The sequence below is a fragment of the Tessaracoccus sp. ZS01 genome, from assembly GCF_022342445.1.
Classification (GTDB): Bacteria; Actinomycetota; Actinomycetes; order Propionibacteriales; family Propionibacteriaceae; genus Arachnia.
Genome location: NZ_PQFE01000010.1, coordinates 18,946 through 38,837 on the forward strand (window position 1 = coordinate 18,946; position 19,892 = coordinate 38,837).

Consider the following 19,892-nt stretch of genomic DNA (forward strand, 5'->3'; position numbering starts at 1 on the left):
GTCGCGATTTCGGTGCTGGCCGGGTGGGCTGTTTGCCGGCTGACGCTGCCGGGCAACGGCTGTGCAGGTTCTCGGTCGATGGGGTCCACGGATCGTGTGGCTGGAGCCAGCGGCGGGGTGTCTGGGTCTTGTGTGGGGGCCGGGGTGGCGTGCTTGTGTGGACGACGCTCAATAACTGGTCAGTTTCACCGGGGGCGTTGACAGGACTCCGGAGCTGAGGTCTCTGGTGCCAGTCCTTCTTCGCGTACTGGGTGCAGAACACGGTGGAGACGGCGTCGTAGCGGCGTTCGAGGAGTCCCAGCAGCATGCTGCGGGTGCTGTCTGGGGTGTGACACTTCTCGTGGACAGTCGTTACCAGGAAGGAACGACGAGACGAGATGTCATCGAAACGCAGGAAGTACACCCCGGAGTTCAAGGCTGACGCGGTCCAGCTCGTGGTGGTCGCTCAGCGGCCGATCGCGCAGGTCGCGCGGGAGTTGGAGATCAATGAGAGCTCGCTGGGCTACTGGGTCAAGATCTACCGGGAACAGCACCCTGACCCGGCGAAGGCCCCGCCCCCGGTGGAGGCGGCCCGCCTGGCCGCGTTGGAGGCCGAGGTGCGCCGGCTGTCGGAGGAGAACGCGTTCCTGAAAAAAGCCGCGGCCTTCTTCGCCAGGACGCAACCGTGACCGACATGTTCACGCTGATCCACGCGGAGAAGGCCACCCACTCGGTCGAGTTGATGACCCGACTGCTGCACGTTTCACGCGCCGGTTACTACTCGTGGGTGAAGCGACGCGACACCCCGAGCCCGGCGGCGACCCGACGGGCGGAGGTGACCGCCGCGGTGATCGACAGCCATACCGCCTCCAACGGCGTCAACGGGCACCGCCGGGTGCGCGCTGACCTGACCGCCGACGGCGTGCCCGCCTCGGAGGGAATGGTGCGCTCGATCATGCGCCAGGCCGGGATCGCCGGCATCCAGCCCCGCACGAAGAAACGCACCACGATCCCCGCCGACGACGCCGAACAGCGCCCCGACCTGGTCAAACGCGACTTCACCTCCGACACGCCACGGACCAAGCTGGTCGGTGACATCACCTACCTGCGCACCGGCGAGGGGTGGCTGTTCCTGGCCACCGTGATCGATCTCCACTCCCGGATGGTGGTCGGCTGGGCAATGGCCGAGCACATGCGCACCGAACTGATCAGCGCCGCTCTGCGGATGGCCCACACCCACGGACACCTCGCCCCTGGAGCGGTCTTCCACTCGGACCGCGGATCTCAGCGCAGGTTCAACCGGTCGTCGCAACACCTGAGGTCAGGAGGGTGTCGTGGGTCGACCGTCGATGTGGGAGACGGAGGTTGCCAAGCGTGGGCCGATGCGGTCACCGGGGCATCCGGGTCACCACCGCGCGAAGGAGCGTGAGTTCTGGGACGAGGTGGCCACGGGGAAGTTGCCGCGGGAGGCCGCCGAGGCGGTGGGCGTGGCTCAGGCCGTGGGGCAGCGGTGGTTCCGTCATGCTGGCGGGATGACGCCGTACTCCTGGCCTGCCCCGTCAGGCAGGTACCTGTCGTTCGCGGAGCGAGAGGAGATCGCGATCCTGAGAGCGCTCGGCAAAGGCGTCCGCGAGATCGCCGCCACGCTCAGGATGAGTCCGTCGACGATCTCAAGGGAGTTGCGCCGGAACGCGACGACCAGAAGCGGGAAGCTCGAGTACCGGGCCTCGGTGGCTCAGTGGAAGGCGGAGCTGTACGCCCGCCGGCCCAAGACCGCGAAACTCGTGAGCAATCAGCGGCTGCTTCGCTACGTCGAAGATCGGCTCTCCGGTCAGATCCGCTTGCCGAGCGGCGTGACCGTCGCTGGCCCCACGGAGCGGGAATGGAAGGGCTTGAACAAGCCACACCGTGAAGATCGTCGATGGGTCAGAGCGTGGAGCCCCGAGCAGATCTCCAACCGGCTCAAGGTCGACTTCCCCGATGATGAGTCCATGCGGATCAGCCACGAGGCGATCTACCAGGCCTTTTTCATCCAGGCCAGGGGCGCGCTGAACCGGGAACTCATCCTCTGCCTGCGCACCGGGCGGGCCCTGCGGATGCCCCGGGCCAGATCGAAACGTGTGGCCTGGGCCCACGTAACCCAGGAAGTCTTGATCAGCGAGCGCCCTGCAGAGGCCGAGGACCGGGCGATCCCAGGCCACCATGAGGGGGATCTGATCATCGGGACCAACAGGTCAGCGATCGGCACCGTCGTCGAGCGCACCACGGGCTTCACGACCCTGGTCCATCTCCCGCGAGAAGACGGATGGCGCGAACAGCCAATCGTCAAGAACGGGGCCGCTCTGTCAGGCTACGGGGCCACCTCGATGAACAAGGCGCTCGCGGCGGCGCTGGCATCCATGCCCGACGAGCTCAAACGGTCGCTGACCTGGGACCGCGGCAAGGAGATGTCGGCCCATGCCCAGTTCACCATCGACACCGGCCTCAAGGTCTACTTCGCCGACCCCCGAAGCCCCTGGCAACGAGGCACGAACGAGAACACCAACGGGCTCTTGCGCCAGTACTTCCCCAAAGGAACCGACCTGGCTAGGTGGGGACCAGAGGACCTCACCGCCGTCGCCCACGCTCTCAACACACGCCCCCGCAAGAGACTCGGCTGGCGCACACCAGCCGAAGTCTGGAACCAACATCTAGAATCACTCACACAACAACGCGTTGCGACGACCAGTTGAATCCGCCCTGCGACCCGCGGTCGGAATGCACGATGCAGCCGGCGACGTCGACGCCTAGCGCTGCGCGGGCGGTGACCGCGTTGTTCAGCGCCTGCACGGCCAGGCGGGACTTCATGCGGGCATCGATGGAGTAGCCGACGATCCGGCCGGACCAGAGGTCCTTGACCGCGCACAGGTAGAGCTTGCCCTCGCCGGTGGGGTGTTCGGTAATGTCGGTCAGCCACACCTGGTTCGGTCCCTTGGCGGTGAAGTCGCGTTCGACGAGGTCGTCGTGGGCGGGTGGTCCCGGCTTCTTCCCGTTGGCGCCTCGTTTCTTCCCGAACGCGCTCCACCAGCGGTTGGCAGAGGTGATCCGCCAGGCGGTGCGGTCCGCCATCACCTGACCGGCGTCGCGGGCCTCGTCGGCCAGCAGACGGTGCCCGAACTCCGGGTCGTCACGGTGAGCGTCGAACAATGCGTTGGCCCGATACGCGGCGACGAGCTCTCGCTCGCCGATCGGATGGGTGAGCCAGCGGTAGTAGGGCTGGCGGGCGAGCTTGAGGACCCGGCACGTCACCGCGACGGGGATCCCGTCGGCGGCGAGCTCACGCACGAGCGGGTACATCATTTTCCCGGCAGGTTCGCCTGCGACAGATACGCCGCTGCCCGGCGCAAGACCTCGTTCTCCTGCTCCAGCAGCCGGATCCGTCCAGCGACGCCCCACGGCGTCACAGATCAGATGTCACCTACTCGTGCAGCAGTCCCCTCGTTGACGTGCTGGTCGAGCTCGGCGGCCATCCGGGAGACCTGGGACTTCGAGAGTCCGTCGATGCCCAGGGTTTTGACGAGCTTGTCCATTCGGCGGGTGGACACCCCGGCGAGGTAGCAGTCCGCGACCACGGTGATCAGGGCGGTCTCGGCTCGTTTGCGGCGCTCCAGGAGCCATTCGGGGAAGTAGGAGCCGGTGCGCAGTTTCGGGACGGCGACGTCGACGGTGCCGACGCGGGTGTCGAGGGGTCGGTGGCGGTAGCCGTTGCGTTGCGCGAGCCGGTCGGCCGAGGGCTGGCCCCATTCGGCTCCGCAGACCTGGTCGGCGTCAGCGGACAGGAGGGCGTTGATCAGGGTCTGCAGGAGGGTGCGCATCATGTCGGGCGAGGCCTGGGTGAGCAGGTTGCCCAGCACGTGGGCGGGGTCGACAATGTGTGGAGCGGTCATCGTGGTGATGTCCCTTTCGAGAGAGCTGTGAGAGGTGAACTCGAAGGATCCCACGGTGACCGCGCCATCGTCTTCCGACTCGGCCACCGGGGCTACACCACTATGAGGGACTTAACTCCGGCGCGGACGCCCGACTCTGGGCATGAGCGCGATGAAACCCTCTCGGCATGAGCGACCCTCATCGACCGTGCGGCTGGTTGTCATGGCGCCGTCTTCATCCGGTTCGGAGCCAGGGCGGAATCATTGGCCTTGCGCGCGTCGGCACCGTCCCCTCCGTCGCACGTCCGCCGCACGAAACAATCCAGATCGAAGCCGATTCGGCGTACTTCGAAGTCAAACGGATTTCAAAGGAGGTTCAAGTCCTCTCTCGGACACACTGGAAACCCCGGTGATCAGCGGAAACGCAGATCACCGGGGGTTTTGCTTTCTCTACGCGTGCGTCGCTCACCAGGTGGGTCGCAGCGGGAAGCCGTTGGTGCCGTCGTCGGTGGCACGCACCGCGAGAACGTGGTGCAACTGGACGTGGTTGCGTTCGAAACTCAGCCTGGAACCGGCCATGTAGAGGCCCCAGGCACGGGCCTTCGTCTCCCCCACCTCCGCCACGCAGGCATCCCAGTGGTCGACGAGGTTGCGGCACCAGGCGGCGAGCGTGAGGGCATAGTGCGGGCGGAAGTTCTCCTCGTGCATGACCTCGAACCCGGCGTCCTGGGCGTCCCTGATGATGACGCCGGACCCGCTCATCTCGCCGTCGGGGAAGATGTAGCGGTCCAGGAACGGGCCCACCGGCTCGCGGCGGTTGTGGGAATGCGTGATGCAGTGGTTCAGGAGCCGGCCCTCCGGCCGGAGTCGATCCCGCAGGAACGCGAAGTAGGTGGGGTAGTTCTTCACGCCGATGTGTTCCGTCAGCCCGATCGAACTCACGGCGTCGAAGCCGCTCTCGGTCACGTCACGGTAGTCGCCGTGCCTGACCTCGGCGAGGTCAGCGAGCCCCTCCCGCGCGATGGCTTCGGTGGCCCAGAGCGCCTGCTGGCGCGACAGCGTCACCCCCACAGACCGCACGCCGTAATGCTCCGCCGCGTGGCGCACCATGCCGCCCCAGCCGCAGCCGACGTCGAGCAGCCGCATTCCGGCGCGCAGCCCCAGCTTGCGGCAGATCAGGTCGTACTTCTCCGCCTGCGCCTCCTCCAGCGTCGCGTCCTGCCTGGGATAGACGGCGCAGGTGTAGGTCATCGACGGGCCGAGGACATGCTCGTAGAAGGTGTTGGAGACGTCGTAGTGATGCGAGATGGCGTCCGAATCGCGGGCCTTCGAGTGGCGCAACCCCTTGGCGAGACGCCGCCAGCGTGGCGGGTACTCCAGCGGGGGCGGCGGGGGCGGCTTGAGCGTTTCGAGCCCGAGAGAGCGCGCCAGTTCGAGCGCCTCGGGGGCGCTGGGCAGCCGGAACGCCACCTGGTCCTGGACGAGCTTGAGGATCTCGTAGGGGTCGCCCGGGTGCACGCCCCGCAGCTCGAGGTCACCGGCGAGGTACGCCCTCACCATGCCGAGTTCACCAGGGGCGGTCAGCAGGTACGCGAGTCCGCGCCGGGTGCGGAGCGCCAGGCCGAGCTCCGAGTCCTCCGGTCCCGTGGCGCTCCCGTCCGATGCCGTGAATCTCAGGGGCATGCCCTCGCGCAGCAGCGACGCGACCGCGTCGGCGATGGGCATCCGTGCGTTCAGGTTCTGTTTCATCGTTCCTCCACCGCCTTCTCGTACAGGCTGGTCAGCCGGTTCTCAGGGTCATAACGGGCCTTCACCGCGGCGAGATTCGCGCCACCATACAGACGCTGGAACGTGTCCCGGTCGTAGAAGGCCTCGGAGTAGAGCGACTTGTGGCCTCCCAGCGCCTGCACCTTCTCCTCGATCGCCCTGTTGCGCGGCGCGAGCGGCGCATCCGGTCCGACGGGCACCGCGCCCCAGAAGCCCACGTTGACGTAGGTGGTGCCCCCGCACAGGGGGTAGGTCGGCCAGGGCCGGGCGCCGGGTCTGCCCGTCGCCCTCAGGCGCAAGGGGCAGAGCCACACCGGCCGCATCCCGACGGCCCCGTCGAACCAGGTGAGGAACTCCCCCACCCGCTCCACCGGCACCTCGACGTCCTGGATCACGCGTTCCTGCCGCGGGCGGCGGGCCAGTGCGTCCAGACGCTCGCTGAAGCGGGTGCGACGGTCGAGCCCGACCAGCCGGTGGTAGACATCGGAGCGGCGCCAGCGACGGGGCCACAGCCTGCGGACCAACGGGTGCTGAACTCCGAACGCGCGCGAGCACCAGAACCAGTCCGTGTCCCACCGCCAGAGGTAGTCGTAGCCGGTGAGCCGGTCGGTGGAGAGGCTCCGGATGGAGCGGTAGTAGATCTGTTGACCGGTGTAGTCGCTGACAGGTCCGGAGGGCGCGTCGGCCCAGGTGGCGAGGGTGAGGTAGTACTCCCCCGGCGCGAAGGCCACGCCGTCGAGGCCGTCGACCGCGGCGCCGTCGTGGGAGCGGGTCGAGCAGATCTCGGCGATCGTGGCGGCCAGTGGTTCCGTGTCGCTGAAGCGCAGGTGACGGAGTGCGACGAAAGCGGGCGCCGGCTCGAGTTCGATCATGAGGCGGGTGACGTAGCCCAGGGAGCCGTAGGAGTTCGGCACGGCGTCGAAGAGGTCGTCGCCGGGCCTTGTCGTGACCACCTCGCCGGCCCCGGTGAAGACGTCCATCTCGAGGACGGACTCGTGCGGCATGCCGTTGCGGAAGCTCGTGGACTCGATACCGAGCCCGCTCACCGCACCACCGATGGTGATCGTCCGCAACTGCGGGACGACCAGCGGCATCAGCCCGTGGGCGAGCGTGGCGTCCACGAGGGTTTCGTAGGTGCACATGCCCTGGACTTCCGCCGTGCGCGTCACGGGGTCGACGGCCAGTACCCCGGTGAGGCCGGAAACGTCCAGTCCGGGAGCTGTCATGCCGGCTCTCGGACGGAACAGGTTCGACGTGGGCTTGGCGAGGCGCACCGGCGAGCCTGCCGGGATCGCCTCGCACGACGATCGCAGCCTCGCTATTGCCTGGTCATGCTCCGTCCGGACAGGTGCTGCTGCCACGAGGCCACAGTAACCCGGAGCCTCTCGTGTATCTGCCCGGACGGAGAATCCGTAGCCCTTTCGCTTTCGCCACTCAGGCCGACGCTACGCTCGGCGAGAGGGGACTTTGAGTGAAGGAGAGCCTCATGGCAACGTTGGCAATCGTCGGGGCGGGGCCCGGTCTGGGCGCCGCGGTGGCGCGCAGGTTCGGGCGCGAAGGATTCTCGGTGGCGCTCATCTCGCGCGACCAGTCGAAGCTGGACGCGCTGGCGTCCGGGCTCGCCGACGGCGGCGTGACCGCGCGCGGATACGCAGCCGATGTCCGCGATGCCGCGTCCCTCGAGGCCGCGCTGTCGGCAGCGGCTGACGAGCTGGGTCCGATCACCGCTCTGCAGTACAGCCCACTCCCGTCCCGGTCATACCTGGAACCCGTCCTCGACCTCACCCCCGAACTGGCGCTCGAGGCGCTGCGCTTCTCAGCGTTGGGGCTCATCACGGCCGCACGTGCAGTTCTGCCTGCGATGCGCGCCGCGGGCGGCGGCACGATCGTCCTGATCAACGGCGGCACCTCTGTGAAGGCCCGGGCGGGCTTCTCGGGCACGTCGGTGGCCTTCCCGGCCGAGAGCGCGTACGGCGAGATGCTGCATGAGGCGCTGGCCGACGAGGGCGTCCACGTCGTCCAGTTGGTGATCCCCGGCTCCATCCCCAAGCTGAAGGTCGCCGACGGCGTCGACGGGGTCGCGGAGCGCATCTGGCAACTCCACACAACACCGGGTGAATTCAGGACGATGCTCATCCCACTCGAGGAGGGGCGCGAGTAGCGCCCGATCCCGGGCGCGGTGCATAGAGTGGGCGCATGGCCGTTCCAGTCACGCTCGCGATCCTCGGCGCCTCAGGCGACCTCGCCACCCGCCTCCTCCTGCCCGGTCTGGGGACCCTGCTCGAGACCAACCCCGAGTACGACGTGACCCTGGTGGGGTGCGCCGCCGACGAGTTGTCCCAGGAGGAGTGGGTTGGGCGCGTCCGCGGGGCGCTGGGTGGCCGGTGCGCCAAGGCGAGCGTCGAGCGGGTGATCGCCACCACGCGCTACGAACAGCTCGACCTCACCGACGCCGGCGCCCTGCGCACCCTGCTCGATGGCCTCGGGGACGCACCGGTGCTCTACCTAGCGCTCCCGCCCCGGATCTCGATCGAGCTCTGCAAGGCCTTGACCACCCTCGAGATTCCGCCGGGGCTCCGGCTCGCCCTGGAGAAGCCATTCGGCTCCAGCCTGGAAACCGCCCGCGAACTCAACGGGGTGCTCGCCGGCCTCGTGCCGGAGAACCAGCTCTTCCGCATCGATCACTTCCTCGGTAAATCGGTGGTGCTCAATCTCCTCGGGCTCCGCTTCACCAACCGCATCTTCGAGCATGCCTGGAACAACCAGAACATCGAGAGCGTCGACATCACCGTCGACGAGGTGCTGGCGCTCGAGGGCCGCGCCGGCTACTACGACGGTGCGGGCGCGCTCCGCGACATGATCCAGAGCCACCTCCTGCTGGTCCTGGCCCTGTTCGCGATGGAGGAGCCGCCGTCGCTCAACGAGCGCGACGTCCGCGACCTCATCGCCCTGATGCTCCGGCACACCCACGTGTGGGATGACGACCCGGTGGCCTCCTCCCGTCGCGCGCGGTACACGGCCGGCCAGATCGGCGGCGAGGCTGTCCCGAACTACGTCGACGAGCCGGGTGTCGACGCCTCGCGGAACACCGAGACGCTGGCGGAACTCACCGTGAGGATCAACACGGACCGGTGGGCCGGTGTCCCGTTCCGGTTGCGCAGCGGCAAGGCGCTCGGCGACGCCCGCAACGGCATCACCGTGGCTTTCCGTCCGGTGGACCACGTGCCGGAGGGTTTCACGGAGGCCCCGCCGAACGTGCTGAGCATCGGCATGAAACCCGCCAACATCAGGCTGGGGCTGTCGACCAACGCGGAGTCCAACCGCTTCCAGTTGGACCAGTCGGTGCTCTCGACGGACCTCGCGGAGAGCCCGCTCAAGCCCTACGGCGAAATCCTCGACTCCATCTTCCGCGGCGACCCGCTCCTGACCGTGCGCGGTGACGTGGCCGAGGAATGTTGGCGGATCGTGCAACCGGTCATTCACGCCTGGCAGCAGGGCCTGGTGCCCTTGGATGAGTATGTGGCCGGAGGAGCAGGGCCGACGCGCTGGAACGCGTGACCCGGACTTCGGGGCGGAAGCACCGTTGGGCCCCAGATGTCCTTCATCGTCCCTCACCGCTTCCACACTCTTCGACGGGAAGTCCAGCAGCGCATCGGCGACACCTTCCAACAAGTCCACAGGTGACGGAAACAGTTCGGGACGCCTGGCGGACACAGCAGGAAGGGTGGGGGCGTAGTTTGGCTCAATGACGCAAGCTTCCGACGCTTCCCCGACCCCGCCGGGCTGGAAGCGGGCCCTCGGCATCCTGGGGATCCTCGCTCACCTCGTGGTGGGCTACATCTACCTGACGGTGGGGCTTGTCACCCCTATGCCGTGGCTCCTGGGCTTCTGGGTGATCTGGGTGGTGCTCCTGCTGGTCTGCCTGCGGCTGTTGCGGGACCGTCCGCTGCTTGTCCTCCTGGTCCCAGTTCTGGCGCTCGGCATCCTCATCGGCGGCCTGTCGCTTGGTGAGGCTCTGCTGGGATGGAGTGCTTGACCGGGCAGTGCCGCGACGAGGTGGGTGGCCACAGAATGAGCACAGTCCCGGGGTCAGAGGCTCAGGGTCAGCTGGGCGCGGTGGTGTCGGCAGTGCTTCGGTGCCCAGTCCAGCACGTCGAGGCGCGTCATCCAGGTGGCCGCCGCCAGCAATGCGCCTAAACTGGATGGATGTCCACCGTCCCCGAGTGCGCAACAGCCCCCACCTCGATGATGTCGGCAGAACGAGCAGCGTGTCTGGCCGAACTGTTCAAAGCGCTCTCAGACCCCACGCGGGTAAGGCTCCTGGCCCACATCGCAGACTCCCCCGACGGCACCGCCTGCGCCTGCCACATCCCGGACACGCTCGGCATCAGCCAGCCCACCTTGTCACACCACCTGAAGAGGTTGACGGCCGCCGGCCTGGTGAAGCGCGAGCAGCGGGGGCGTTGGGCGCACTACACGGCGGCCAGCGACGTGCTGGAGGTGGCCCGCGAGTTCCTGGGCACCACCACTGAGGACGCGGCCCGGTGCTGCTGACGGGCCGCTCCCCCAGTTCAGCGTGCGGCGCTCAAGCCGGCCAGCTCGGCACCGATCGGCGGGACCTCCTGCATGACGAGTTGCGCCAGTCTGGGCGCGTCGGCACTCACCTGGGCCAGCGGACCGGCCTCGTTCGCCGCCCGCTGCATGAGCAGCGGTGACGAGGTGCCGGTCTGGGACAGGGTCTGGTTGACCACCCAGGCCCAGGGCGCGATCCCCGCTCGAGACAGGTCTTCGACGAGGCCCTGCGCCTCCAGCACCGGGGTCGTCTCCGCGGTGGTGACGATGACCAGCTTCGTGTAGTCAGGGTCCTGGAGCCGCATGAGCGGTGTGGTGAACCTGGCACTGCCCAACCCGCGGGCCACCTCCCGGTGGTACGAACCGGTGGCATCCATCAGCAACAGGGTGTGCCCGGTGGGCGCGGTGTCCATCACCACGAACCGCTTGTCCGCCTGCCCGATCGCCTTCGAGAAGGCCTGGAAGACCGCGATCTCCTCCGTGCACGGCGATTTGAGGTCCTCCTCCAGCGCAGCGCGACCGGCCGCGTCGAGGTTCTTACCCTTCGTGGCCATCACCCGGTCCCGGTAGTCCTGGGTGGCCCGGTCCGGGTCGATGCTGGTGACCTCGATCCCCGCCGCGTCCATGCCGACGGTCCGGTCCAGATGCGCGGCCGGGTCCGTCGTCGTCAGCAGTACGTCCTTACCCCGATCGGCGAGCGCGACGGCGAGTGCAGCGGCAACGGTCGTCTTGCCGACGCCGCCCTTGCCCATACACATCACGAGGCCCTTGTCCGCGCTGACCAGCTCGTCGACCAGGGCGCCGAGCCCCGGGGCGCCGGCCGCTGGCTGGCCGGCCGCCACGGCCGCGGGCGGATCCGCCGGGCCGAACATGCGGCGCAGCGCGTCGACGCCCACCATGTTGGTGGCCCTGAGGGGCAAGGTGTCGAGCTCGAGCCGCTGCAGCCCGAGGGGCAACTGCTCCAGCGCCTGCGCCTCGCGGGCACGGATGGCGTCGGCGAGCGCATCGTGGATCTCCTCCGGGGGCAGGACTCCGTTGACGACGAGGTGGCTGGCATGAATGCCGACGGTGGCCAGTTCGAGCAGTGCCCGCTCAGCCTCGTCGAGGCTGGACTGATCGGCCCGGGCGACCAGGATGATCCGGGTGCGCTCCGGGCTCGCCAGGGCCTCGACGGCCGCAGCGTAGGTGCCGCGGGCCTTGTCCAACCCGGACATCGGCCCGAGGCACGAAGCGTCGCCCAGCCCCTCGTCGAGGAACCCCGTCCATTCGCCGGGCAGTTCCAGCAGCCGGATGGTGTGTCCCGTGGGGGCGGTGTCGAAGATCACGTGGTCGTAGGCCGCCGTCCGGGCGGGTTCTGCCAGCAGTTCGGTGAACTCGTTGAACGAGGCCACTTCCGTCGTGCACGACCCCGACAGCTGCTCGGTGGCCGCCGCAAGATCCTCGGGCTTCAGGAAGTCGCGCACCGGGGCGAGGGTCCGCTCCCGGTAGCGGTGGGCAGCCTCCTCAGGATCGATCTCAATGGCATCGAGCCCGGGGACGGCCGGCACAGACACGACGCGGTGCCCCACCTCGACGCCGAACACCTGTCCGACGTTGGACGCAGGGTCGGTGGAAATCAGCAGGACACGCCTGCCCTCATCCGCCAGCCGCGTGGCCAGGGCGCACGCCACACTGGTCTTCCCCACCCCGCCCTTACCGGTGAGGAACAGGTTGCGGGGCAGGTCCGTGAAGAACCTCATGAGCAGCATCCGCCTCCGCCACAGCAGCCGCCCTCACCAGCGGTGGCAGCCGTGAGGCCCAGATCCGGGTGTTCGTCGACGCCGGCGAATCGCGCCAGCTCCGAGCGGTCCGGGTAACGGCCGGTGAGGACGGTGGTGCCGCCCACGACGACCAGCGGTAGGCCGTCAATGCCGGCCACCCGCATGAATTCCTTGGCCGCCTCTTCCTCTGCGAAGGCTGCCGGGTCCGACGCCAGGTTCGCCCTTGTCACCGCACCCCCACGCTCCTTCAGCCAGGCGACGTCCGCAGCGAAGTCCACCAGTGTCTGGTCCACGTCGGTGCCACAGACACCGGTGTTGCAGCACAGCGGCGGTTCAAAGACCTTGATCGCGTTCATCATGAGACTCCTTTGTATTGATGCACATCGATATGATTCTCTGAGCATACAACTCGTCGAGCAGAGACTCGCCCCGCCCCTGAGAAAGTGGAAATGATGCCCGAGACCAAGCCCCACCTCCTGTTCGTGTGCGTCAAGAACGGCGGCAAATCGCAGATGGCAGCCGCCCTCGCCCGCCAGTTCGGCGGTGACGCCGTGGAGGTCACGTCAGCGGGCACGAAGCCCGGATCATCCCTCAACGAGGCGTCCGTCGAAGCACTCGCGGAGGTGGGGGCCTCCATGGAGGGCGAGTCGCCGAAGCAACTCACCGACGACATGCTGAGGGCCGCCACCCACGTCATCCTCGTCGGAACCGAGGCGCAGGTTGAGCCGGTCCCCGGCATGACCGCCCCCGTCGAGGTCTGGGACACAGACGAGCCGAGCCTCCGCGGCATCGAGGGCGAGGAGCGGATGCGGCTGGTCCGCGAGGACATCTTCACCAGGGTGGCCGAACTGGTCCTCGAGGTGACCGGGCAGAACCGTGCAGACCTCGAGCGGTACCGCGGCATCGTCGGCGACCTGGCACGGCACTATGACGGCATCTTCAGCTACGACGAGGTGCGCGCCGCCGTTCGCACGGCCCACGCCGAACTGGCAGCCACCACCAAGGCACCCCAGTTCCTGCCGCTCTTCGTGGAGCGGTTCGCGCACGACAAGCTCCGCGCTGCAGCGAAGGCCAAGGGACAGCCCACCGACGGCAAGCCGGAATTGCTGTTCGTCTGCGTCCAGAACGCGGGACGCTCGCAGATGGCCGCTGCCATGGCAAAGCACTTCTCCGATGGCCGGGTCAACGTGCGCTCGGGAGGATCCAGGCCTGCGGGCAAGCTCAACCCGGACGCCGAGGCAGTCCTGGCCGAGCGTGGAATGGATGCCACCTACCTGTTCTCCAAGCCGCTCACCAACGACGCCGTGGAGGCCTCGGACGTCGTGATCACCATGGGCTGCGGCGACGAGTGCCCGTTCTACCCCGGGAAGCGCTACGAGGACTGGGCGGTCGAGGATCCCAACGGCCGCCCCATCGAGGACGTCCGGCGGATCGCGGACGACCTCGAGACCAGGGTGAAGGCGCTGCTGAGCGACCTCGGCGTGCTCGAGCGTCAGTGACCCGCACCACCCGCAACCGGGTTTGACCCGCAGGGAGGATGACCCCTAAGTTCATATCGATTTTCATCGATACATAGAGGTGGACCATGGTCCTGGCGGCAGCAATCTTCGTGGCGACTCTCGTGCTGGTCATCTGGCAACCCCGCGGACTGGGCATCGGGTGGACAGCGTTGGGAGGAGCCGCCGTCGCGCTGGCCACCGGCGTGGTCCACCTGTCAGACGTTCCGACGGTCTGGGGCATCGTGTGGAACGCCACGCTGACCTTCGTGGCGGTCATCGTCATCTGTTCGATCCTCGACGAAGCAGGCTTCTTCGAATGGTCGGCGCTCCACCTGTCACGGTGGGCCTGCGGCCGCGGCGACGTCCTGTTCAACCTCATCGTGGTGCTGGGCGCGGGCATCGCTGCGCTGTTCGCCAACGACGGTGCGGCCCTGACGCTCACGCCCATCGTGTTCCAACTGATCATCGCGCTGAAATTCAGCCCGCGCGTCGCCTTCGGGCTGGTCATCGCCACCGGGTTCATCGCTGACACCACCAGCCTGCCGCTGGTGGTCTCCAACCTGGTCAACATCGTGATCGCCGACTACTTCCGCATCGGCTTCGCGCGCTACGCCCTGGTCATGGTGCCCGTCGCGCTCGTCTCGCTGGGCGCCAGCCTCGTTGTCCTGCGCCTCTTCTTCCGCAGGTCCATCCCGGGCGCCTACGACGTGTCGGCGCTGCGCCGCCCCGAGGAGGCCATCCGGGACCGCCCCACCTTCCTCGCGGGAGTCGTGGTGCTCGCCGTCCTCCTGCTCGGCTACTTCGCCGCCGATCCCCTCGGGGTGCCCGTGGCTACAGTGGCCAGCACCTGCGCCGTCGTCATCTCGTTGGTCGCGGCCCGGCAGCCCCGCGCGCTGTTCAGCGTGCTCCTGCCGGCTGCCCCGTCGGCCGACACCCACGCGGAGGATGCCGACGAGCTGCTCAGCGTCGGTGCGGGACATGTCGCCACGGACCTCCCCGCCGCGCCGGCCGGCCACGCCTCGCCCACCCCGCCAACTGCGGCCACTTCCGGCGCGCTGCGTCCCATCATCGACGTCTGGACCGTGGTGCGGTCCGCGCCGTGGCAGATCGTCCTGTTCAGCCTGGGCATGTATCTCGTCGTCTACGGCTTGCGCAACGCCGGCCTGACCGATCACCTCGGCCAGCTGCTGGCATGGGTGGCGGGCCATGGGCACACCGCCGCCGCCGTCGGCACGGGCTTCCTCGTGGCGGTCATGTCCTCCGTCATGAACAACATGCCCACCACCCTGATCGCCGCCCTCGGGATCGACGCGGCAGGGGTCACCGGCCTGACCAGGGAACTGATGGCCTACGCAGCCGTCATCGGCGCCGACCTCGGACCCAAGATCACCCCCATCGGCAGCCTGGCGACCCTGCTGTGGTTGTCGGTCCTGGACAAGAAGGGCATGCACATCGGGTGGGGCACGTACTTCAAGGTGGGCGTCGTGCTGACCGTCCCGGTGCTCGCCGTCACGCTGCTGGCGCTGGCGGGGTGGCTCACCGTGCTCAGCCTGTGACGGAAGGCCGCGCCACCGGGGTGCGTCAGGCTTCGGTACGCTTGCCCAATACCCTCCCCCGGACACAGGAGTCACCCATGGGCATTCTCAACAAGCTGTTCGGCCGATCTTCGGCCAACGACGACGCCCCGGTGACGCTGTCCACCTTCGACCCCGATGCGGTCCGCGTGAAGATCGACGAACTGATCGGCTCCCTGGGCGAGCTCGCGGACGCGATGGACACCGAGGACGCGCCCCTGTCCAACCCCGGTTGGCGCGGGCGGCTCCGCGACGTGCGCAACGCGCGTGGCGAACTGCGTCTGCTGTCCCGCAGGTCCCAGTTCACCAAGGACGATCTTTACGAGGTGCTGACCACCGTCCGGCCCCTGTACCGCGGTGAACCGCCGAAGGATTTCGCTCACCTCGCGGGCCTCAATGAGCGAGTGGTCAATGGAATCGAAGCGGTCCACCAGGCCGCCAACTGAGCCGGCAGGCACATAGGCGCTCAGGGCACTGAGCGATCGAGCAGCCGACGCATCGTAGCGCCACCGGGATTGAGCTATGAGCCACCCCGGCCTGACTGTCGCCACCGCCCCCTCCATAGAGTGGGGCCATGGCGACTTTCGCGGACACCGCTGCAATCAATCTCCGCCTCGGCCTGCTGGGACTTCCCCTCGTCGAGGGCAAGGACTCCCAGGAGGCCCTTAACCTGGTCCGGCCCGTGCTGGCGCGTCAGAGGGAAGCCAACCGGCGCCTCGGGCACCGCCTCCCCGCGGTCGACACCCGGATCCAGAACTTCCTCGATGCCTATCTCGAAGGCGTCGACGCCAAACCCCGGCTCCCCCGCCAGACCCTTGTTCTCGACCAGGCGGGCCTCGCGCGCGAGATGAGCCTCCCCGTCGACGGCGACACCTTCGCCTCCGCGCAACTCACGAGCTACCGCCTCGTCAACGGCATCCTCCACAACCCGGCCAACGACCGCCGCACCACCAAGGGCGTGTTCCACATCGCCGAGGGCGGCCTGCCCATCCAGGACGACAAGATCGCCGTGCCCCGCGGCACGTTCGGCAAGCTGTTGGAGCAGGCGTTCAACCCGCCGGCCGACGCAATGATCCTGCCCTACACCTCTGAACAGCCGGAGCAGCCGAAATGCTGGGTTTCGCTGCTCATGCGCCCCATCGTCGTGCCGGAGGTGCCGGGCTACATCCAGCAGAAGTCCATGGAGACCCGGTTCTTCGCCCCGGCCACCCTGATGGCCAACCTCGATTTCGTCGAGGGCATCTTCGGCAACGGCGGCGACCCGTACATCCCGGAGAACGACGCGAGTCTCAACCCCGAGACCTGGACGGGCCACACCGGCGCCGTCATCCTGGCACCGCACCTGACCAGGCTGAAGAAGAAGGACCTCGGGCTACCCCACTGGGACGACGCCACCGAGCGCCAGCGCCGTGACGGCATGTGCTGGAAGGACGAGGACGAGCTCTACAACGGCGGCTCCGCCTTCAAGGCCTGCGCCCGCGACGAGCGTGGCGTCATCGTCACGGTCATCGCCGACAACTACTTCGGCTACTGCAAGAAGGAGGTCAAGGCACAGATCAGCTATGCCGCGAACCTCCTGGGCCTCGTCGAGGAGGAACACTCGGGCGGCGCCATCGCCTTCCCCCGCTACAACCTGGGCCAGACCTTCACCGCCACCTACACGGACGAGTCCTTCAGGATCGCCGACGTGGTGGCCCGCGACCCCGAGCGCTTCACCGTCCAGCCCGAGGGCCACGCCCTCGATGCCGAGCAGCCGCACGTCATCCTCGTGCCGGAACAGGCGAGCTACTCGCTGCGCGATTCGACGGTGAGCTGGCACATCGACGGTGAGACCCGCACGATCCCGCTGCGCGCCGACGTGCAGTACGTCGGCCCGGACGGCTACCTCGTCGAACTCGGTCACATCGCGGCCGACGGCGACCAGTGGACCCTGCTGGGCACCTCGCCCGTCGCCACGAACTGCCACAAGCCGGCCACCGTGTCGGGTGGCGGCAAGTCCGAGATCTCCAAGTCCATCACCGACGCCTTCGTCTTCGGCAACGCCTACGTCAACGACTTCGTCGAGGACATGGCCGCCGTCGCTGCGATCGTCGACCGCGACTTCTCGACGCGGTTCACCGACCCCGCCGCGGACGACCACCGCCCACTGCTGTCCGACGCGCGCAGCGTGGGCTCCGTGATCAAACTCCTGACCCCCAGCCGCGAGTTCACCGACGAATACAACGAGTGGCTGGCCACCATCCCCCACCACATCAAGGAACTCGTGTTCGTGGTCAAGCGCTTCTACCGCCCCGAGTGGGGTGGCGACTGGGCCTCCCACTTCTCGGTGGGTCGCATCAACGGTCGCGCCGGTCACGCCATGCGTCTCGATGGCGACAAGATCACCGTCAACATGCTGCGGGTGGGGTTCGCACCGGACGGCTCGTGGCGGCTCTTCGGGCTGCGCCACGACTTCCACCCCTCGGCCAAGGTGCAGACGGAGGACGACATCAGCGCCTCCATCGTCGTGCCGGGTGAAGCGGCCGGGCGCGAGGACGGGTTGTCGCGCAAGTACACCACCAACTGCGAGTCGCTGCTCTTCCAACGGCCCGACGACGCCATCCACCGCGGCTACGACAAGCAGGCGGAGGCCGACATCGCCGGCGGCGCGTTCATCAGCAACTTCGAGCCCCTGACCCCCGACGACGCCAGCGCCCTGGTGGACAACGCGATCGAGTTCTCGAAGTTCACCAAGCCGATGCAGAAGCTCATCCGCCGCATGGCGAAGGGCAACCAGAAGGCCGGCTTCTTCGTCTCCTCCGCCCATCCCAGGATCATCAACGGGGCCCGCTCCAAGAACCCGCGCTACCTGCAGATCCGCTCCGACGTCTCCCGCCCGAGGGCCACCGCAACCGCCGAAATGGTCACCCGCCTCCACCGGTCGCTGCCGATGGACGCGCCGTTGCGCCTCCCCGTCGACATCGTGGCAGCCGGCCGCCGCAACAACGCGGCCGAAGAGGGCGTGCCGCCGCTGTGCTCGTACGCCCCGCTGCACTACATGGAACTGCCTGAGCTGTTCATGGAGTTCATCTCGTCGATGACCGGCAAGTCGCCGTCCACGACGGGCGCCGGCTCCGAGGGTGCGATGACGAAGGGCCCGTTCAACGCGCTGCCCTCCGCCGTGGACCTCAACGCCGCCTTCCTGTCGTTCGCGCTCACCGGGTACGACGGCTGGCTCTCCAGCGCCGGGGTCATCGGCCCCAACGTGCGCGTCGACCATGACATCTCGTTGCTCGTGCCGGAGGTGTTCTGCCGGATGACGCCCGAGGAACGTGACGCGAAGCACCTCATCGGCGAAGGCGCCCTGGAGCGGGTCGAGGACTTCGAGCACGACGGCGAGACGCTGGAGGCCTCCCGCCTCGGCTACCGCATGACCGCGAAGTTCCAGTCGAAGTACTTCGGCCGCATCTTCATGCACCCGCACGTCGTGTTCTCAGAGCCCATGCTGAAGCCTGAACTGCAGGACATCGACGCCTACGCAGAATCAGTGCGCACCATCGTCAAGACGCACCAGCGGGTGGCCCAGTCGTACATCGACGACGGGACCATCGCCCTGGCGGTGCCGCCGATCCGGGCGCTGTTGGAGATCATGGCCACCGGAAGCTCCGCCGAGGGCCTGACGTTGCACGACGAGGCGTTCCGCGCCATGTTCGACCGCGACAACGTGCTGGCCTCCGACTGGTACTTCGAGCGCCTCCGCTCGAAGACCGCTGCTGACGCCAAGTTGGCCGAGATGGCCACCGGCGCGATGCAGCGGTTCATCAGCGAAGAGGTCAACGCCGACGCCGCCCAGCGGCTCTGCATCAGCGAGAAGATCTCGGCGATGCAGTCCAAGCTGAAGAAGGCGTCGGGCCAGGAGGCCGCCGAAGCCCTCCGCGGCACACTGGGCCGCCAGGTCAACTGGCGGTTCTAGCGCGGCTCAATCCGCGACGAGGCCCTCGACGAGTTCATGCGTGAGCTCGTCGAGGGTCTCGAGCTTTGTGGTCCTCGCCAGGAGTTCGGCGGCCGGCGGGTGGAAGTGGGGCGGCACGGCGACCACGGCCATCCCGGCCGCCAGTGCCGACTTGATGCCGTTGGTCGCATCCTCGACCGCTACGGACCGCGTGGGGTCAACGCCGAGCAGTTCACAGGCCCTGAGGTAGCCGTCGGGGGCCGGCTTGCCGCGCTCGACCTCTTCCGTGGAGACACTCACCCGGACGACATCGGCCAGACCCATCACCTCGACCCCGGTGTCGATCAGCAGCCGGGGCGACGAGCTGGCGATGGCGACCGGGTAGCGCTCAGCCATCCGTCGGACCGCTTCAACTGCTCCGGTGAGCACCGTGATGCCCCTGCGATAAGCGGCCGCCATGCCCTCGATGGTGCGCTGGGCCGCCTCCTCCGGTGCGTACGGCAGCCCCACGACATCGACCAGGTGCCTGGCCCACTCCTGCGTCGACATGCCCATCATCGCCTGGGTCGAGCCGTCCGGCCAGGTCAGCCCGGCGTCGGCGGCGAGCCCGCGACGCACCTGGTCCCAGATCTCCTCGGTGTCCGTGAGCGTGCCGTCCATGTCGAACACGATGGCCTGAGGGCCCATGGGTGTCTCCTAACTCGATGCGGTTCCGCGCCAGCCTAGTTCTTTCGATAGCATGGGCTCTTGTCGGACGGCTGAATTCGGTGAGATCCCGGAACTGTCGCGCAACCGTGATCCCGCTGCTGCGGGGAGTCGGACCTCCGCCCGGCATCACGGTTACCTCCGTCGCGACCAGCGGAACCGCCTCTCGGGCGACGGACCTACACAGAAGAGGTCCAGCA

General features: G+C 67.9%; 14 protein-coding genes and 3 pseudogenes. 10 read left to right on the forward strand and 7 right to left on the reverse strand.

Going from position 1 to position 19,892, the window contains the following annotated elements; translation table 11 throughout:
• Positions 1-377 precede the first annotated feature (377 nt).
• Positions 378-1,408: pseudogene (locus C3E87_RS10035) on the forward strand (IS3 family transposase).
• Positions 1,329-2,711 carry an IS30 family transposase gene (locus C3E87_RS10040; protein ID WP_076062282.1) on the forward strand — a complete coding sequence of 461 codons (1,383 nt, stop codon included), beginning with the start codon at positions 1,329-1,331 and terminating at the stop codon, positions 2,709-2,711. The pseudogene C3E87_RS10035 and the gene C3E87_RS10040 overlap by 80 nt, the downstream one beginning before the upstream one ends.
• Positions 2,712-2,718: 7 nt before the next feature.
• On the opposite strand, the pseudogene C3E87_RS10045 reads toward C3E87_RS10040, so the two are convergent.
• The 4 genes and pseudogenes from C3E87_RS10045 to C3E87_RS10060 form a co-directional block, all read right to left on the reverse strand.
• Positions 2,719-3,398, reverse strand: a pseudogene (locus C3E87_RS10045) (DDE-type integrase/transposase/recombinase); the annotation flags it as partial.
• A 63-nt stretch (positions 3,399-3,461) separates the two neighbouring features.
• A pseudogene (locus tag C3E87_RS10050) lies at positions 3,462-3,905 on the reverse strand (transposase); the annotation flags it as partial.
• Between the two features lie 444 nt (positions 3,906-4,349).
• Positions 4,350-5,633: a class I SAM-dependent methyltransferase gene (locus C3E87_RS10055; RefSeq protein ID WP_076062284.1), complete on the reverse strand. Its 1,284-nt coding sequence runs from the start codon at positions 5,631-5,633 to the stop codon at positions 4,350-4,352.
• Positions 5,630-6,877 (reverse strand): FAD-binding oxidoreductase, encoded by a 1,248-nt coding sequence (locus C3E87_RS10060; protein ID WP_233120782.1) that lies wholly within the window; start codon positions 6,875-6,877, stop codon positions 5,630-5,632. Before C3E87_RS10060 ends, C3E87_RS10055 begins: the two co-directional genes overlap by 4 nt.
• Positions 6,878-7,137: 260 nt before the next feature.
• On the opposite strand from C3E87_RS10060, the gene C3E87_RS10065 reads away from it, so the two are divergent.
• The 4 genes from C3E87_RS10065 (at position 7,138) to C3E87_RS10080 (ending at position 10,205) form a co-directional block, all read left to right on the forward strand.
• A complete protein-coding gene (locus tag C3E87_RS10065) occupies positions 7,138-7,812 on the forward strand; it encodes an SDR family NAD(P)-dependent oxidoreductase (RefSeq protein WP_076062288.1) in 675 nt (224 codons plus the stop codon).
• A gap of 35 nt (positions 7,813-7,847) precedes the next feature.
• Entirely contained in the window at positions 7,848-9,209 is a 1,362-nt protein-coding gene (locus C3E87_RS10070; protein WP_076062291.1) for a glucose-6-phosphate dehydrogenase, read from the forward strand.
• A gap of 187 nt (positions 9,210-9,396) precedes the next feature.
• Positions 9,397-9,687, forward strand: a complete 291-nt coding sequence (locus tag C3E87_RS10075) for a hypothetical protein (RefSeq protein WP_076062293.1) — start codon at positions 9,397-9,399, stop codon at positions 9,685-9,687.
• Between the two features lie 170 nt (positions 9,688-9,857).
• Positions 9,858-10,205 (forward strand): helix-turn-helix transcriptional regulator, encoded by a 348-nt coding sequence (locus C3E87_RS10080; RefSeq protein ID WP_198928278.1) that lies wholly within the window; start codon positions 9,858-9,860, stop codon positions 10,203-10,205.
• 17 nt (positions 10,206-10,222) lie between these two features.
• Here C3E87_RS10080 and arsA read toward each other — a convergent pair whose 3' ends face one another.
• Positions 10,223-11,962, reverse strand: a complete 1,740-nt coding sequence (gene arsA / locus C3E87_RS10085) for an arsenical pump-driving ATPase (RefSeq protein WP_076062399.1) — start codon at positions 11,960-11,962, stop codon at positions 10,223-10,225.
• Positions 11,959-12,339 (reverse strand): arsenite efflux transporter metallochaperone ArsD, encoded by a 381-nt coding sequence (gene arsD / locus C3E87_RS10090; RefSeq protein ID WP_076062295.1) that lies wholly within the window; start codon positions 12,337-12,339, stop codon positions 11,959-11,961. The genes arsA and arsD overlap by 4 nt, the downstream gene beginning before the upstream one ends.
• A gap of 93 nt (positions 12,340-12,432) precedes the next feature.
• On the opposite strand from arsD, the gene C3E87_RS10095 reads away from it, so the two are divergent.
• The 4 genes from C3E87_RS10095 to C3E87_RS10110 all read left to right on the forward strand — a co-directional run bounded on the left by C3E87_RS10095 (position 12,433) and on the right by C3E87_RS10110 (position 19,008).
• Complete coding sequence (locus tag C3E87_RS10095) at positions 12,433-13,482, forward strand: low molecular weight phosphatase family protein (RefSeq protein WP_083665561.1); 1,050 nt, start codon at positions 12,433-12,435, stop codon at positions 13,480-13,482.
• 86 nt (positions 13,483-13,568) lie between these two features.
• Positions 13,569-15,038 carry an arsenic transporter gene (locus C3E87_RS10100; protein ID WP_076062297.1) on the forward strand — a complete coding sequence of 490 codons (1,470 nt, stop codon included), beginning with the start codon at positions 13,569-13,571 and terminating at the stop codon, positions 15,036-15,038.
• 77 nt (positions 15,039-15,115) lie between these two features.
• Positions 15,116-15,502 (forward strand): hypothetical protein, encoded by a 387-nt coding sequence (locus C3E87_RS10105; RefSeq protein WP_076062299.1) that lies wholly within the window; start codon positions 15,116-15,118, stop codon positions 15,500-15,502.
• Positions 15,503-15,630: 128 nt separating this feature from the next.
• Positions 15,631-19,008 carry a hypothetical protein gene (locus tag C3E87_RS10110; RefSeq protein WP_076062302.1) on the forward strand — a complete coding sequence of 1,126 codons (3,378 nt, stop codon included), beginning with the start codon at positions 15,631-15,633 and terminating at the stop codon, positions 19,006-19,008.
• A gap of 6 nt (positions 19,009-19,014) precedes the next feature.
• On the opposite strand, the gene C3E87_RS10115 is transcribed toward C3E87_RS10110, so the two are convergent.
• On the reverse strand, positions 19,015-19,674 hold the full coding sequence (locus tag C3E87_RS10115) for an HAD family phosphatase (protein WP_076062304.1): 660 nt from the start codon (positions 19,672-19,674) through the stop codon (positions 19,015-19,017).
• Positions 19,675-19,892: the final 218 nt, after the last annotated feature.

Coding starts and splice junctions, on each gene's coding strand:
- C3E87_RS10100 (WP_076062297.1), top strand. CDS start 13,569: ATGGTCCTGGCGGCAGCAATCTTCGTGGCGACTCTCGTGCTGGTCATC.
- C3E87_RS10075 (WP_076062293.1), top strand. CDS start 9,397: ATGACGCAAGCTTCCGACGCTTCCCCGACCCCGCCGGGCTGGAAGCGG.
- C3E87_RS10055 (WP_076062284.1), bottom strand. CDS start 5,633: ATGAAACAGAACCTGAACGCACGGATGCCCATCGCCGACGCGGTCGCG.
- C3E87_RS10065 (WP_076062288.1), top strand. CDS start 7,138: ATGGCAACGTTGGCAATCGTCGGGGCGGGGCCCGGTCTGGGCGCCGCG.
- C3E87_RS10115 (WP_076062304.1), bottom strand. CDS start 19,674: ATGGGCCCTCAGGCCATCGTGTTCGACATGGACGGCACGCTCACGGAC.
- arsD (WP_076062295.1), bottom strand. CDS start 12,339: ATGAACGCGATCAAGGTCTTTGAACCGCCGCTGTGCTGCAACACCGGT.
- C3E87_RS10095 (WP_083665561.1), top strand. CDS start 12,433: ATGATGCCCGAGACCAAGCCCCACCTCCTGTTCGTGTGCGTCAAGAAC.
- C3E87_RS10040 (WP_076062282.1), top strand. CDS start 1,329: ATGTGGGAGACGGAGGTTGCCAAGCGTGGGCCGATGCGGTCACCGGGG.
- C3E87_RS10070 (WP_076062291.1), top strand. CDS start 7,848: ATGGCCGTTCCAGTCACGCTCGCGATCCTCGGCGCCTCAGGCGACCTC.
- C3E87_RS10080 (WP_198928278.1), top strand. CDS start 9,858: ATGTCCACCGTCCCCGAGTGCGCAACAGCCCCCACCTCGATGATGTCG.
- arsA (WP_076062399.1), bottom strand. CDS start 11,962: ATGAGGTTCTTCACGGACCTGCCCCGCAACCTGTTCCTCACCGGTAAG.
- C3E87_RS10110 (WP_076062302.1), top strand. CDS start 15,631: ATGGCGACTTTCGCGGACACCGCTGCAATCAATCTCCGCCTCGGCCTG.
- C3E87_RS10105 (WP_076062299.1), top strand. CDS start 15,116: ATGGGCATTCTCAACAAGCTGTTCGGCCGATCTTCGGCCAACGACGAC.
- C3E87_RS10060 (WP_233120782.1), bottom strand. CDS start 6,877: ATGACAGCTCCCGGACTGGACGTTTCCGGCCTCACCGGGGTACTGGCC.